General features: G+C 73.5%; 12 protein-coding genes. 2 read left to right on the top strand and 10 right to left on the bottom strand.

Annotated features, from left to right (window positions below):
* Positions 1 to 470: 470 nt before the first annotated feature.
* Positions 471 to 1184, bottom strand: coding sequence for a GAF and ANTAR domain-containing protein (locus tag GA0074704_RS05960; protein ID WP_088969569.1), 714 nt, complete (start codon positions 1182 to 1184; stop codon positions 471 to 473).
* A gap of 624 nt (positions 1185 to 1808) precedes the next feature.
* On the opposite strand from GA0074704_RS05960, the gene GA0074704_RS05950 reads away from it, so the two are divergent.
* Both GA0074704_RS05950 and GA0074704_RS05945 read left to right on the top strand, forming a co-directional pair.
* Complete coding sequence (locus tag GA0074704_RS05950; protein ID WP_088969567.1) at positions 1809 to 2312, top strand: STAS domain-containing protein; 504 nt, start codon at positions 1809 to 1811, stop codon at positions 2310 to 2312.
* A gap of 219 nt (positions 2313 to 2531) precedes the next feature.
* A complete protein-coding gene (locus GA0074704_RS05945) occupies positions 2532 to 3272 on the top strand; it encodes a GAF and ANTAR domain-containing protein (protein WP_088969566.1) in 741 nt (246 codons plus the stop codon).
* On the opposite strand, the gene GA0074704_RS05940 is transcribed toward GA0074704_RS05945, so the two are convergent.
* The 9 genes from GA0074704_RS05940 to GA0074704_RS05900 all read right to left on the bottom strand — a co-directional run bounded on the left by GA0074704_RS05940 (position 3269) and on the right by GA0074704_RS05900 (position 15276).
* On the bottom strand, positions 3269 to 5344 hold the full coding sequence (locus GA0074704_RS05940; RefSeq protein WP_088969565.1) for a SpoIIE family protein phosphatase: 2076 nt from the start codon (positions 5342 to 5344) through the stop codon (positions 3269 to 3271). The two genes, GA0074704_RS05945 and GA0074704_RS05940, sit on opposite strands and share 4 nt — an antisense overlap.
* A gap of 48 nt (positions 5345 to 5392) precedes the next feature.
* Entirely contained in the window at positions 5393 to 6100 is a 708-nt protein-coding gene (locus GA0074704_RS05935; protein ID WP_088969564.1) for a GAF and ANTAR domain-containing protein, read from the bottom strand.
* A 216-nt stretch (positions 6101 to 6316) separates the two neighbouring features.
* Complete coding sequence (locus GA0074704_RS05930; protein ID WP_088969563.1) at positions 6317 to 6994, bottom strand: response regulator; 678 nt, start codon at positions 6992 to 6994, stop codon at positions 6317 to 6319.
* Entirely contained in the window at positions 6991 to 9522 is a 2532-nt protein-coding gene (locus GA0074704_RS05925; protein WP_088969562.1) for a DUF4118 domain-containing protein, read from the bottom strand. Before GA0074704_RS05925 ends, GA0074704_RS05930 begins: the two co-directional genes overlap by 4 nt.
* A gap of 74 nt (positions 9523 to 9596) precedes the next feature.
* Positions 9597 to 10478 (bottom strand): potassium-transporting ATPase subunit C, encoded by an 882-nt coding sequence (locus GA0074704_RS05920; protein WP_088969561.1) that lies wholly within the window; start codon positions 10476 to 10478, stop codon positions 9597 to 9599.
* The gene (gene kdpB / locus GA0074704_RS05915) at positions 10478 to 12685 is read right to left on the bottom strand and encodes a potassium-transporting ATPase subunit KdpB (RefSeq protein WP_088969560.1); all 2208 of its coding nucleotides are present in this window, start codon (positions 12683 to 12685) and stop codon (positions 10478 to 10480) included. Before kdpB ends, GA0074704_RS05920 begins: the two co-directional genes overlap by 1 nt.
* 20 nt (positions 12686 to 12705) lie before the next feature.
* Positions 12706 to 14361, bottom strand: a complete 1656-nt coding sequence (gene kdpA / locus GA0074704_RS05910) for a potassium-transporting ATPase subunit KdpA (protein WP_088969559.1) — start codon at positions 14359 to 14361, stop codon at positions 12706 to 12708.
* Positions 14361 to 14450, bottom strand: a complete 90-nt coding sequence (gene kdpF, locus GA0074704_RS05905) for a K(+)-transporting ATPase subunit F (protein ID WP_036343797.1) — start codon at positions 14448 to 14450, stop codon at positions 14361 to 14363. The genes kdpA and kdpF overlap by 1 nt, the downstream gene beginning before the upstream one ends.
* A gap of 271 nt (positions 14451 to 14721) precedes the next feature.
* Entirely contained in the window at positions 14722 to 15276 is a 555-nt protein-coding gene (locus tag GA0074704_RS05900; protein ID WP_088969558.1) for a hypothetical protein, read from the bottom strand.
* Positions 15277 to 15323: the final 47 nt, after the last annotated feature.

Raw genomic sequence — 15323 nt, 5'->3', positions numbered from 1 at the left:
AGATGCCCTTTGCTGCCGAGTTTTTACCTGAAATCACAGGTACAGACCAGTGAGTCATCACGCTCGAGCCGCAGGAGTGCCGCCGCCCTCATCGCATTCCGGGCGGTGCACAGACTTCTTCCGTACTGAATTCCGCAGCCTTTTCCCCCACGATGCCGCTGTCGCTACATCACGGAATCGGGTTCACGTCGGTGCCGCCGGCAGCTCACCCGCGCTACATTCCGACGTTTTCGCATTGACGCTCATACCGCGTCGACCGGCCGTGGCAAAAGCCGGTCGTCCTGCGAGATGAGTCACGTCCTGCGCCATGAGGGCAACTCTATGGCGCTACCTGGGAGAAGCGGCACGGCTCCTGTGGCCATACCCGATCGGCGCGAGGGTGCCCAGGTGGTCGGCACGGGGGTATCCAAGTGGCTACACCCGTTGGCCGCCCTCGATGCGTAATGCCCGGTCGGGGCGCTGTCCCCGGCTCAGCGCCGGCCGGTTCCGACGGCCCGGTCGACCAGCGCCGCGGCGACGTCGCGGACCTTGCGGTTGGTGTCCTGGGAGATCTTGGAGAGCAGCGCGAACGCCTCCTGCGACGAACAGTGCCGCTCCCCCATGATGATGCCCTTGGCCTGCTCGATCACCGCCCGGCTCCGCATCGCCTCCCGCATCTGCTCCGCCAGGGTGGCCGTGGCGTCGTACAGGTGGGCGTTGGCCAGGGCGACCGCCGCGAAGGCGGCGAAGGTCTCGGCCGTCGCGATCGCCTCCGGACCGAAGCTGTCCGGCGGCCCGCCGTAGACGTTGAGGGCGCCGGTGACGGCCTCCTGGATCGGCAGGCCGACCGAGAGCGAGCTGCCGATGCCCGCGTTGCTGGCGTGCTCGGCCCAGCCCGGCCAGCGCGACTCGGTCGCCGTGTCCGGCACGCTGACCGAGTCCCCGCTCGGCGCGGCGTCCAGGCACGGGCCGAAGCCCTCGCGGTACTGCCACTCGTCCAGCTCACGGGCGATCTCACCGGTGGTCACGGCGGTGCGGGCCGCCCCGCCGCGGACCAGCGTCACCGACACCTCCCGGGCGCCGGGGATGGTGCGGTTCGCCAGCTCCGCCACCTTGTCCAGCATCTGCTCGAGGGTGACCTCGTCCAGCCGGATCTGCCCCAGCTCCGCGAAGGCGCTCTCCGGGCTCGTCGACGGCTGTGACATCACGGTCTCCCTGTCGTCCGGCCACTGGTCCCACGATGGGCCCTACCCGGCTGCCGGATGGTGACACCGGGTCCGCCGCGATTTGCGAGAGACCGGCATGCCGGCCCTCGCCCGGGGTACGGACCGCGCACTGGCCGACCCGCCGACCGGGGCCGTCGGCCGATGCCGCCTGCCAAGATCCAGATGCGGGCCGCCGGTTCCGGCGGTAGGATCTTCCGCGGGTCAAGACATGCGCCTGCCGCGTCGATCGAGCACCGATCGACGTCGAGCGCCGACAGCCATCATCGTCGGAGGTGCCGTGTCACCCGCCCGATCCCGCCACGCCCGCAGTCACCCTGCGTCCGGCGGATCCGCCCTGTCCCCGGCCCGCGGAGCGTTCACCACGCCGGCCGCCCTGCCCGACGGGCCGGCCGCCGGCACCGCCGGTCCGTCCTCCTCCGGTCGGGCCGCCCTGGACCACGCTCGGGCCGCCCTGATTCGCGGCCTGGCCGTCCTGGACCGCGGTCGGGCCGTCCTGGACCGCGGTCGGTGGCCCGACTCCGACCGACGACCCGCCCGGCCACCGACCCGACGGCGGCCCCCGTCACCCGAGGCCACCGATCCGCACCGCCGGAGGGAGAAGCGATGACGCGGCACCCACGCCTGCACCACCGGCGATCGACCGGACCCGCGACGGTCACCCGGGCACCCCTCTCGCTGGCCCGGGACGCCCTGCTAACGGGCGACGGGCCGGCGACCCTGATCACCGTCGGCGGCGAGATCGACATGAGCACCACCGCGGCCCTCGTCGAGTTCATCGCCCGCGACGCCCGTGAGCAGCCGACGGAGGTGCTGCTGGACCTCTCCAGCGTCAGCTTCTTCGGCGCCGACGGAATCCGCGCGTTGGAGGAGGCCGACCGGCTGGTGACCGGAGCGGGCGGACGCCTCTCCGTCCGCGCCATGTCGACAGCCGTCCGGTTCGTCCTGTCGGTGACCGGCTCCCACGACCGGTTCATCCGGAACGCCGCCCGCGAGCCCACCCCGCCCACCGGTGCCGCCGGACGGCACCCGGCCGGAGGGCCGCGCAGCCGCGACGCCTGGCTCGCCGGACGCGACGGCGGCCACCGGCGGTCACGCGGAGGCCGCTGACCGGCGGCAAGCCCACTCAGCAGTGCCCGGGGCAGCACCGTAAGCTGACCCGGTAGCCGACATCCCACCGGGATGTCGGCAATCAGCGTCAAGCAGCGGCGCCGGCCACTGGCCCGTACCTGCGGGCCGGCCAGCGGTCCGTTACCCGCGGATCGCCCGTACGCGCTGTCCGGCTCAGCCGACATCGACCGCGCCGGTTCGCAAGGACGTCAGACGCCCATGTCGCAGGCACCTCTCGACCTCACCGAGGCATTCATCCAGCTCGGGACGATCAGGCACGGCGAGGCCGACCTGAACGACGTCCTGACCAGGATCGCCGACGTCGCCAAGCAGGCGATCCCCGGCACCCACGAGGTGTCGGTCACCCTGATCCAGGGTGCCGAGGCGCACACCGCCGCCTTCACCGGCGAGCTGGCCCTGATGCTGGACCTGTGGCAGTACGAGCACGGGCGCGGCCCGTGCCTGGACGCCGCGACCACCGGCACGGCGATGATCGTGGCCGACATGGCCACCGAGAGTCGCTGGCCGGAGTGGGCCGCCCGGGCGCACCGGGCGGGCGCGGCCAGCTCGCTCTCGATCGGCCTGCCGATCCAGGAGGCGTTCGTCGGCGCGCTGAACATCTACGGCGCCACCCCGCACGCCTTCGACGAGGTGACCTCGCTGGCCCAGAAGCTCGCCGGTTACGCCGCGATCGCGCTGGCCAACGCCCACCTCTACGAGAGCACCGCCACCCTCGCCCAGCAGATGCAGGTGGCGATGCAGAGCCGGGCGGTGATCGAGCAGGCCAAGGGCATCATCATGGGCCAGCGACGGTGCACCGCCGAGGAGGCGTTCGCCATCCTGGCGAAGGTCTCCCAGGACTCCAACCGAAAGTTGCGTGAGGTCGCGGAGGCCCTGGTCGAACGGGCCACCAGCGGCACGCCGACGCAGCGCTCCGGCGACCCCGAGCAGCGCGGCTAGCCGGCGTCTGGTCCGGCGTTGGCGTCGGCACCCGTGTCGGCGTCGACGTCGGCAGTCGCGGCGTCGGCGTCGGTCAGCAGGTGGTCCAGCGCCGTCAGGCGCAGAACCGCCCGGGCGGGGGCACCCGGGGCGGCGGCGACGCGCAGGCCGGTGACGTTGCCCGAGAGCTCGTGCAGGATCTGCACGCCGGTGCTGGTCAGATGGGTGACGGCGGTGAGGTCGACGGTCAGCGGGAGGGTCCCGCCCCGGCCGGCGCGCAGGATCGCGGCCCGCAGCTGGGCGCCGGTGGCCAGATCCACCGGCCCCCGCACGTACAGCAGCCGGCCCGCCGGGGTGTGCACGAAGGTGAGACCGAACTCGTCCGCCCCGACGTCCCGCTTGTGCGGGCCGGATACCTGGCCGGCCGCCGCGGCGGTGACGCTGGTGGCCCGCCCGACCCGGTGCCGCATCCGGACGGTCGTGCCGGCGTCGGTGTGGCGCACCTCGGCCCGGTCGACCAGCCCGCGGATCATCGTCAGGCCCCGCCCGCGGCCACCCGGGTCGTGCACCGGGGGCCGCCACCGGCCCCGGTCGGCGCAGGTGACCCGGACGACGCCCTGGTCGTCCAGGTCGGCCTCCACCGTGAAGTCCGCCGGCCCGCCCTCCGGATAGGCGTGGTCGATCGCGTTGGTGGCGGCCTCGCCCACCGCGTGCACCAGGTCCACCGTGTCGTCCGGGTCGACGCCGGCGTGCTCCAGCCAGCCGGTGACCTGCCGGCGCATCGGGCGCAGCGCGGCCGGGTCGGCGGGCAGGGTCAGCCGCAGCGATGCGATCGGCTCGGGCAGCAGATGGGCGGCGAGCAGTGTGCAGTCGTCGTTGAAGCCGCCCTCGGCCATGGCGAGCCGCTCGGTGACCAGGGTGCAGAGCAGATCGGGCAGCCGGTCGGGCAGCGTGCTGCCCTCGGCCAGCAGACCGCGCCGGGCCGCTCCGGCGGCGGTCGCCAACGCCCCGGCGCTCTCGTCCAGGCTCTGCCGTGGCCGCTCGATCAGACCGTCGGTGAACATCAGCAGGACGTCCCCGCCGGTCAGCCGGCAGGTGTGCACCGGAGCGGGGTCCGGGCCGGTGCCCAGCGGCCGGGCCGGCACCAGGGGCAGGAAGCGGGAGTCGCCGTCCGCGCCCAGCACCAGCGGCGCCGGGTGCCCGTGACTGGCCACCTCGAGCACTCCGGTGCGCGCGTCGAGGACGGCGAGGCAGCTGGTCGCCGCCCGGGTCGCGGCCGAGTGCGCCGCGAACCGGTTCAGCGCGTCGAGGGCCTGCGACAGGCCATCGCCGGACTGGAGCGCCTGCCGGACGACGGTCCGCAGCTGACCCATCGCCGCCGCTGCGGCTGCCCCGTGCCCGACGACGTCGCCGACGGTCAGCGCCAGCCGCCCGTCGGGCAGCGGAACGGCGTCGAACCAGTCCCCGCCGGCGACGAGTTCACTGCCGGCCACCAGGTACTGGGCGGCCACCTGGACCCGGGGCAGGACCGGCAGCGCGTCCGGCAGGAGACTGCGTTGCAGCTCAAGGATCAGACCGACGGCCTGCCGGTAGCGGCTCTCGGCGCGGGCGGCGGCCGCCTCGACCGCCCGTCGGGTGGCCACCACACCGCTGGCGTCGACGGCCTGCACGATCACGCCGCGTACCGAGCCGTCCGGGTTGCGCCACGGCGCCATGTCGAAGGTGTAGAACGCCTCGGTCAGCCGTCCGTCGCCGGACCGGTCGGTCAGCACGCGCTGCTCGTAGCCGTGCGACCGGATCCCGGCCAGCGCCTGGTCGAGGAGTTCGAAGATCTGCTGGCCGGCCAGTTCCGGCACCGCCCGCCGGAACGGTTCGCCGAGCAGGTGGATGCGGTCGCCGACCGCGGCCCGTACCGCCGGGTTCGCGGCCGCCACCCGCAGCTCGGGGCCCTCGAAGACCCACACGAATCCGGGCAGTTGCTCGAAGGCGTCAAGGACCGCCTGCGGGTCGCCGGAGGACCAGTGTTCGTGCGGCTCCACCAGATCGTCACCCCTCGCCGGGCTCGCCACGGCGCCCGCCCTACCGGCGCCCATCCTGCCGGACGTTACCGGGACGGCTCCGCGCGGTGCCGGCCGGCCGGGTCAGGAGGGCTGCTTGACCGCGCCGGCGACCAGCGCCTCGGCGACCTCGCGGACCTTCCGGTTGCTGTCCTGGGAGATCCGGGCCAACAGGGCGAACGCCTCGTCCGGCGAGCAGCGCCGCGAGCCCATGATGATGCCCTTGGCCTGCTCGATCACCGCCCGGCTCCGCATCGCCTCGCGCATCTGCTCGGCGAGCGTGCTGGTGCTGTCGTACAGGTGGGCGTTGGCCAGCGCCACGGCGGCGTACGCGGCGAAGCTCTCCGCCACGGTGACCGCCTCGGCGTCGAACGAGTGCGGGGGTCCGCCGTAGACGTTCAGCGCGCCCACCACCGCCTCCTGGATCGGCAGCCCGATCGACAGCGAACTGCCCACCCCGTGCTCCCGGGCCCGGCGACTCCAGTCCGGCCACCGCTCGTCGGCCCCGGTGTCGGGCACCGAGATGGAGGAGCCGCTGGCTGCGGCGGACAGGCACGGCCCGCTGCCGTCCTCGTACTGCACCAGGTCGAGGGCGAGGGCCGGCTCGCCGGTGTGCGCCATCGTCCGGCCCGACTCGCCCCGGATCAGGGTGACGGACACCTCCTGGGCGCCGGCGACGGTACGCCGCGCCAGCTCGGCGAGCCGACACAGCACGTCGGTCAGGGTGACCTCGTCGAGCCGGATCCGCCCCAGCTCGGCCAGGGCGTCGGCGGCGGTCGGTGGTGTGGTCATGGTCGCTCCTCCCCGGTCGGTGCGAGCGGCCGCGGCCCGCGGGTGCGTCGGTGGCGGCTTCGGTCGACCGGGTGGGCCGCCCTTGGAGAGCGGCACCGGACGGACGCACCGCCACGGTACCCACCACGGTCGGCTCTGAATCCGGATCACCGGCCGACGGCGACGCCTGCCGACCGCACGTCGAGCGGCAGACCCGGGAGGCAGCCGCAGACCGGCTCACGGACGGTAGCGGTAGCCCATGCCCGGTTCGGTGATCAGGTGCCGGGGCCGGGCCGGGTCGTCCTCCAGCTTGCGCCGCAGCTGCGCCATGTACTGCCGCAGGTAGTTCGTCTCCTCGCGGTACTCCGGCCCCCACACGTCCTGCAACAACTGCCGCTGGCTGACCAGCTTGCCCGGGTTACGCAGCAACTTCTCCAGCATCGCCCACTGGGTGGGGGTGAGCCGCACCTCGGCCCCGTCGTCCCGGGTCACGGTCCGGTCGGCGAGGTCGACGGTGTGCCGGCCCACCCGTAGCGCCGGGCCGGTGGCGGTCGGCGCGAGGCGACGGGTCACCGCCCGGATCCGGGCCAGCAGCTCGTCGACCCCGAACGGCTTGGTGACGTAGTCGTCCGCCCCGGCGTCCAGCGCGGCGACCTTGTCCTCGCTACCGGCCCGACCGGAGAGCACGATGATCGGCACGCTGCTCCACCCCCGCAGCCCCCGGATCACCTCCCCGCCGTCCAGGTCCGGCAGGCCGAGGTCGAGCACCACCAGGTCCGGCGGGTGACCGGCGGCGGCCTTCAGCGCGGCGGCGCCGGTGGCGGCCACCTCCACGTCGTAGCCGCGGGCGCGCAGGTTGATCCGGAGCGCCCGCAGGATCTGCGGCTCGTCGTCGACGACCAGGATCCGGGTCACTCCGCACCTCCGTCGGCCGCCGCCGGCAGGCGTACCACCATGGTCAGGCCACCGCCCGGCGTGGTCTCCGGGGTGATGCTGCCACCCATCGCCTCGACGAGTCCGCGGGACAGGGCCAGGCCGAGGCCCACCCCGGTCTGGTTGTCCCGGTCGCCGAGGCGCTGGAACGGCAGGAAGACGTGCTCCCACTGATCCTCGGGGATGCCCGGACCGGTGTCGACGACCCGCAGCTCGACCCGCCCGGCGTGGGCGCTGGCGCTGATGGTGGGCGGCCGGCCCGGTGGGCTGTGCCGCAACGCGTTCGCCACGACGTTGACCAGCACCCGCTCCAGCAGGCCGGGGTCGGCGGTGGCCGCCGGCAGGTCGGCGGGGATGTCGGTGGTCACGTCCGCCGCGGCGGGCCCCAGCTCGTCCAGGGCCCGGGGTACGACGTCCTCCAGACCGATCGCGGTGGCGGTCAGGCCGAGCGCGCCGGCCTGCAACCGGCTCATGTCGAGCAGGTTGGCGACCAGCCGGCCCAGCCGGTCCAGCGACTCGTCTGCGGTGGCGAGCAGTTCCGCCCGGTCCTCGGCGTCGAACTCGACGTCCGGGCTGCGCAGGCTGCTCACCGCCGCCTTCGCCGACGCCAGCGGCGTACGCAGGTCGTGGCTGACCGCGGCGAGCAGCGCGGTCCGCATCCGGTCCGCCTCGGCCAGGGGCCGGGCGGTGGCCGCCTCCTCGGCGAGCCGCTCCTGGCGCAGCGCGACGGCGGCCTGGGCGGCGAACGCCTCGACGACGCGCCGGTCGGCGGCCTCCAGCCGGCGACCGGCGAGCACCACGGTGAGCCGGTCGTCCACCGGCACCGTCGTCTCCCCCGCGCCCGGGCTGCCCGGTGGCTCGTCGCCGACGGCGGCCACCACCCGCCACGCGTCCTCCGCGCCGGCCCGCCCGGGCCGCCCACCGGCGGACTCCAGCACGCTCACCGCGCGCAGCCCGAAGGTCTCCCGGAGCCGGTCCAGCAGTGCGGGCAGCGGTCGCTCGCCGCGCAGCACCCCACCGGCCACGGTGGCCAGGGTCTGCGCGTCGGCGGAGGCCCGGGCGGCCTCCCGGGTACGCCGGGCGGCGACGTCCACCACCCAGCTGACCGCCACCGCCACCCCGACGAAGACGCCGAGGGCGAGCAGGTTGTCCGCCTCGGCGATGGTCAGGGTGTGGAACGGCGGGGTGAAGAACCAGTTCAGCAGGAGCGAGCCGCCCAGCGCGGCGGCCAGCGCCGGCCACAGCCCGCCGACCAGCGCGACCCCGACGACCCCGGCGAGGAAGAGCAGGATGTCGTTGGTCAGGGTGAGGTCGGGCAGCGTCCGCAGGGCCACGGTGAGCAGCGGCATCCCGAGCCCGGCGAGCGCGAAGCCGAGCAGCCGGCGTCGGCGGGACAGCGCCGCGGGCACCGCCGGGCCGCGGCGGCCCCGGCCCGCCTGCGGGTGGGTGACCAGGTGCACGTCGATGGGGCCGGAGAGCGCGGTGGTGGTGACGCCGACGCCGCGGGAGAGCAGTTGGGCGAACCGGTTGCGCCGGCTGGCCCCGAGGACCAGCTGGGTGGCGTTGACGCCGCGGGCGAAGTCGAGCAGCGCCGCGGGGATGTCGGTGCCGAGCACCTGGTGGTACGTGCCGCCCAGGCTCTCCACCAGCACCCGCTGCCGGGCCAGGTGGGCCGGGTCGACGCCGGTCAGTCCGTCGCTGCGGGTGACGTGCACGGCGAGGAGGTCGGCGCCCCTGCCGCGGGCGGCGATCCGGGCGGCCCGGCGGACCAGCGTCTCGCCCTCGGGGCCGCCGGTCAGCGCGACGACCACCCGCTCGCGGGCCTCCCAGGTGTCCGAGATGCCCTGCTGGGCCCGGTACGCGTCGAGCTGCTCGTCGACCTTGTCGGCCAGCCAGAGCAGCGCCAGCTCGCGCAGTGCGGTCAGGTTGCCGATCCGGAAGTAGTTGCCCAGCGCGGCGTCGATCCGGTCCGGGCGGTAGATGTTGCCGTGCGCCATCCGCCGGCGCAGCGCCTCCGGCGTCATGTCGACCAGTTCGACCTGCTCGGCGGCGCGGACCACGGCGTCCGGCAGGGTCTCCCGCTGGGTGGTGCCGGTGATCCGGGCGACGACGTCGTTGAGCGACTCCAGGTGCTGGACGTTGACCGTGGAGAGCACGCTGATCCCGGCGTCGAGCAGCTCCTGGACGTCCTGCCAGCGCTTGTCGTTCCGCGAACCGGGCACGTTGGTGTGGGCCAGCTCGTCGACCACGACGATCTCGGGCCGGCGGGCCAGCACCGCGTCGAGGTCCAGCTCGGTGAGCTCGACCCCGCGATGGGTCGTCGACCGGCGCGGCACCACCTCCAGGTCACCGAGCATGGCGGCGGTGTGCGGCCGGCCGTGCGTCTCGACCAGCCCGACCACCACGTCGGTGCCGCGTTCGGCCCGGCGCTGGGCCTCCTCGAGCATCGCGTACGTCTTGCCCACTCCGGGCGCGGCCCCGAGGTAGATGCGCAGCTCACCGCGCCCCATCACCCCTCCCTTCGGGGGTAAGGAAGGGCCCCCTGTCAACGCTTTTTGTATAGCAGGGGGCCCTCCTTGACCGGTCAGCGAACCGGGAACCGTTCGTCGAGGGCGAGGTTGAGTTCCAGCACGTTCACCCCGGGCGCGCCCATGAAGCCGAGCGCCCGGCTGGTGGTGTGTGCGGCGACCAGCCGGCGGACCGCCGCCGGGTCCGCGCCGCGCTCCCGCGCCACCCGGGCCACCTGGATCTCCGCGTACGCCAGGGAGATGTGCGGGTCGAGGCCGCTGCCGCTGGTGGTGACCGCGTCGGCCGGAACCGCGGGTCGTTGCGGGGCGTCGCCCCGGACCGGGGTGATCAGCCCGCCCAGCGCGACGTAGTCCTGGCCGGGTCGGGCCGGCTCCACCGGCACGCCCTGCCAGGTGGTGACGAAGGGGGTCGCCGGGGCGGACTGGTTGACGCTGACCACCCGGGTGACCGGGCCGGTCAGCCCGTCGCGGCGGAACACGGCGAGCACCGCGCCCACCCCGTCCGGCGTGCAGTACGGCCGCCGGCCGTCGACGCCGTCGAGTTCGCCGACCGCCCGGCTGCGCGCGCAGACCTGGGTGAGCAGGCTCTGCGACGAGGTCTCCTGGTCACCGGTGAGGGTGTCCACCACGCTCTCCGGGCCGAGGTTGCTGGCGGCGCTGGCGGTCGGGTCGTAGCCGTCGCCGGCGGCGGACGGGCGGGACTGGAAGTAGCGCGGGACGGCGTTGCCGTCCGTGTCGGTGAAGGACTGGCCGATCAGCGAGCTGCCGACGGTCCGGCCGCCGACGGTGACCAGCGAGCCGTCCGCCCGGCCGTCGAGGCCGGGGATCCGGCCCACGGCGACCAGGGCGAGCGGGTACGCCAGGCCGAGCAGCACGGTGAGGACGAGCACGGCACGCAGGGCGGCCAGGTGCTGGGCGAGCCAACTGGGAAGGCGCATCAGGAGATCCCCGGGACGAACTGGATGAGCAGGTCGATGAGCTTGATGCCGACGAACGGCACCACGATGCCGCCGAGGCCGTAGAGCAGCAGGTTGCGGCCGAGCAGCTTCGACGCGCTGGCCGGTCGGTAGCGCACGCCGCGCAGGGCCAGCGGGATCAGCGCGACGATCACGACGGCGTTGAAGATCACCGCAGCGAGGATCGCCGACTCCGGGCTGGCCAGCCGCATGACGTTGAGCCGGTCCAGCGACGGGTAGATGCCGGCGAACATGGCCGGGATGATCGCGAAGTACTTCGCGATGTCGTTGGCGATGCTGAACGTCGTCAGCGCACCCCGGGTGATCAGCAACTGCTTGCCGATCTCCACGATCTCGATCAGCTTGGTCGGGTCGGAGTCGAGGTCGACCATGTTGCCGGCCTCCTTCGCGGCCGACGTGCCGGTGTTCATGGCCACGCCGACGTCCGCCTGGGCGAGGGCGGGCGCGTCGTTGGTGCCGTCGCCGGTCATCGCGACCAGCCGGCCGCCCTGCTGCTCCTTGCGGATCAGCGCGAGCTTGTCCTCGGGCGTGGCCTCGGCGAGGAAGTCGTCCACCCCGGCCTCGTCGGCGATCGCCTTCGCGGTGCGCGGATTGTCACCGGTGATCATGACGGTCCGGATGCCCATCCGGCGCATCTCGTCGAAGCGCTCCCGCATGCCGGCCTTGACCACGTCCTTGAGGTGGATGACGCCCAGCGCCCGGGCCGGCTCACCGGGGGTGTGCTCGGCCACCACCAGCGGGGTGCCGCCGGTGCCGCTGATCGCGTCGACCAGCTCACCGACCTGTTCGGTGGGGTGGCCGCCGTTGTCGCGTACCCACTTCATCACCGCGGCGGCGGCGCCCTTGCGGATCCGCCGGACCCCGTCGTCGGCGGCGAGGTCGACGCCGCTCATCCGGGTCTGCGCGGTGAACGGCACGAACGTGGCGTGCGGGATCAGCCCGGGCTCGCGCTCGCGCAGCCCGAACTCGTTCTTGGCCAGCACCACCACCGAGCGGCCCTCGGGTGTCTCGTCGGCCAGGCTGGAGAGCTGGGCGGCGTCCGCCACCGTCGTCGCGTCCACGCCCTCCACCGGCAGGAACTCGGCGGCCTGCCGGTTGCCGAGGGTGATCGTGCCGGTCTTGTCCAGCAGCAGTGTGTTGACGTCCCCGGCCGCCTCGACCGCCCGGCCGCTCATCGCGAGCACGTTGCGCTGCACGAGGCGGTCCATGCCGGCGATGCCGATGGCGGAGAGCAGCGCGCCGATGGTGGTGGGGATGAGGCAGACCAGCAGCGAGACCAGCACGATGCCGGTGACGCCGGAGTCGGTGATGGCGCGGGTGTCCGGCGCGGCGGCCTGCCAGCCCTTGGCGAAGATCGCCAGCGGCTGGAGAGTGACCACGGCCAGCAGGAAGATGATCGTCAGCGCGGCCAGCAGGATGTTCAGCGCGATCTCGTTCGGCGTCCTCTGCCGGTTGGCCCCCTCGACCAGCGCGATCATCCGGTCGATGAAGCTCTCGCCCGGCTTCTGGGTCACCCGTACGACGATCCGGTCGGACAGGACCCGGGTGCCGCCGGTGACCGCGCTCCGGTCACCGCCGGATTCCCGGATGACCGGGGCGGACTCGCCGGTGATGGCCGACTCGTCGACGCTGGCGATCCCCTCGACCACGTCGCCGTCGGCGGGGACGACCTGACCGGCCTCGACCAGGACGACGTCGCCCTGCCGCAGCCGTGGCGCGGGCACCGCCTCGTCCCGGTACGCGTCCGCCCGCGCGCCGGGGCGCCAGCCGACCAGCCGGGTGGCGACGGTGTCCTGCCGGGCCTGCCGCAGCGTGGCCGCCTGGGCCTTGCCCCGCCCCTCGGCGACCGCCTCGGCCAGGTTGGCGAAGAGCACGGTCAGCCACAACCAGACGGTGATCGCCCAGGCGAAGACCGACGGGTCGGCCACCGCGAGCACGGTGGTGAAGAGCGCGCCGATCTCGACGATCAGCATCACCGGGTTGCGCCACAGGGTGCGCGGGTCGAGCTTGCGCAGCGCGTCCGGCAGGGACGCGACCAGTTGGCGCGGGTCGAGCAGCCCGCCGCCCACCCGGCCGCCCGGGGCGGCCGGAGTGTTCCCGGCCGGCGCGTCGGCGCTTGCCGGTCCGGCAGCGGCCGGGGCGTCGACGGTGTCGTGAGGTGCCGTCATGTCCTTGTCTCTCATGGTGGTCACAGCCCTTCGGCCAGCGGGCCGAGCGCGAGGGCGGGAAGGAAGGTCAGCGCGACGAGGACCACCGTGACGCCGACGACCATGCCGACGAAGAGCGGCTTGTGGGTCGGCAGGGTGCCCTCGGAAGCGGGCGTGGGTTGCTGGCGGGCCAGCGAGCCGGCCAGCGCGAGCACGAAGATGATCGGCAGGAACCGGCCGAGCAGCATGCACAGCCCCAGGGCGGTGTTCCACCATGGCGTGTTCACGGTGATGCCGGCGAAGGCCGAGCCGTTGTTGTTGCTGGCCGAGGTGAACGCGTAGAGCACCTCGGAGAGCCCGTGCGGGCCGACGTTCAACGCCGTCGACGCGTTGCCGGTGGCGAACGCGGCGGCGGTGCCGGTGAGCACCAGCGCGGGCGTGACCAGGAAGTACAGCGAGGCGAACTTGATCTCGCGCGACCCGATCTTCTTGCCCAGGTACTCCGGCGTGCGGCCGACCATCAGTCCGGCGACGAAGACCGTGATCACCGCGAGGATCAGCAGCCCGTACAGGCCGGCGCCGACGCCGCCCGGGGCGACCTCGCCGAGCATCATGTTGCCCAGCGTCATCATCCCGCCCAGCGCCGTGTACGAGTCGTGGAACGAGTTGACCGCCCCGGTCGAGGTGAGCGTGGTGGCCGCGGCGAAGGTGGCCGAGTTCGACACGTCGAACCGCACCTCCTTGCCTTCGAGGGCCGCGCCGACCGCCTGCGGCACCGTGCCGTGCCCGGCCAGCTCGAAGACGTTGGTGAGGGTGACGCTGGCCAGCGCGAGGATCGCCATCACCGCGGCGATCGCGTAGCCCTGCCGGTGCTGCCCGACCATCCGGCCGAAGACCCGGGGCAGGCAGAACGGGATCAGCAGGATCAGGAAGATCTCCAGCCAGTTCGTCCAGGCGGTCGGGTTCTCGAACGGGTGGGCGCTGTTGACGTTGTAGAAGCCGCCGCCGTTGGTGCCGAGTTCCTTGATGACCTCCTGGCCGGCGACGGGCCCGCCGGGGATGGTCTGGGCACCGCCGGTAAGCGTGGTCACGTCGGTGCCGCCGGAGAGGTTCTGCACCACCCCGCCGGCCATCAACGCGATCGCGCCGAGCAGCGCGACCGGGAGCAGGATCCGCAGCGTGATCCGGGTCAGGTCGACCCAGAAGTTGCCCAGCTCGCCGGTGCGGCTGCGGGCGAAGCCCCGGACCAGCGCCACCGCGACCGCGATGCCGACCGCGGCGGAGACGAAGTTCTGCACGGCCAGGCCGGCCATCTGCACCAGGTGACCCATGGTCGACTCGCCGGAGTACCACTGCCAGTTCGTGTTGGTCACGAACGACACGGCGGTGTTCCACGCGCCGTGCGGCACCACCGGGTCGAGGCCCAGGGAGAGCCAGAGGTGGTTCTGCAGGCGCTGGAGCGCGTAGAGGAAGAGCAGCGACACTGCGGAGAAGGCCAGCACGCTGCGGGCGTACACGCCCCAGGTCTGCTCGGCGGTGGGGTCGACCCCGACCAGGCGGTAGACGCCCCGCTCGACGCGGGACGACCGGCTGCCGGAGACCACCCGGTAGATGTGGTCGCCGAACGGCCGGTACGCGGCGACCAGCGCCACCACCAGCGACAGCACGAAGAGCACCCCGGTTGTCGTCGCGCTCATCAGAAGCGCTCCGGGAAGAGCAGGGCGACGACCAGGAACACGCCCAGGCCGATCGCCAGCACCAGGCCGACGGCGTTGACGGCGCTCACAGCTTCTCCACACCCCTCACCAGCAGGGTGAGAGCCGCGAACAGCCCCATCGTCAGCAACACGAACAGCACGTCAGACACGGCTGATCTCTCCTAGCGGAAGATGTCCCCGCGACCGCCTCCCGGTCGCGCCGGGCAATCAAAACGCCGGGTGGCAGCGACGGACAGGGGCCATAACGCGTCCATCACGCCGGTCGGCGGTTTCTTGACGCGCCTTTCACGCCGGGTGAGGGCGGTCACTCGGCTCGGGGTGAGTCCCGGCCCGGGTGAGGTCAGCCGATGGCCGTGCCGCGCGGCGCCCGCTTCGGGAAGACGGTGTAGGCGACCGGCCAGAAGACCAGCCATCCGGCCATCACCACGCCGAGCCGGCCGATCCAGGACTCCAGCTCCCGGGTCCGCTCCGGGTCGCCGACCAGCAGGACGGCGGCGAGCAGCAGCGCGCAGGCCACGGCCGCGCCGGCCATCCCCTTGCCCCACTCACGCCACTCGTGCCGGGCGCGGGCCATCCCGTACCGCGGGGCCCGGCGCGGCGGTGGGCCGCCGGCGAACCGGTGCGCGAACCGTTCGTCGGCCCAGCGCACCATCGAGTGGCCGAAGGCCACCGAGAAGCCGAGGTACGCGGCGGCCAGGCCGTGCGCGAAGGTGGCGGTGGCGCCGCCGCGCAGGTCGGCGATCGTGGCGGCGAGCAGTACCAGGTCGACCAGGGGTACGGCGAGCAGCAGCGCGCCGCCCAACCGGGGCCGGCGCAGCGGGTAGCGGGCCACCAGGCCGGCCAGCAGCAGCACCCAGAAGGCCGCCTCACAGGCCACGATCAGTCCCACCAACATGCGTCCCCCTTTTTTAGTACGCTGTGCGATAACCGTAGCAGCCGCCG

The sequence above is a fragment of the Micromonospora siamensis genome (assembly GCF_900090305.1).
GTDB lineage: Bacteria > Actinomycetota > Actinomycetes > Mycobacteriales > Micromonosporaceae > Micromonospora > Micromonospora siamensis.
This window is presented reverse-complemented; position numbering and strand designations above follow the sequence as displayed.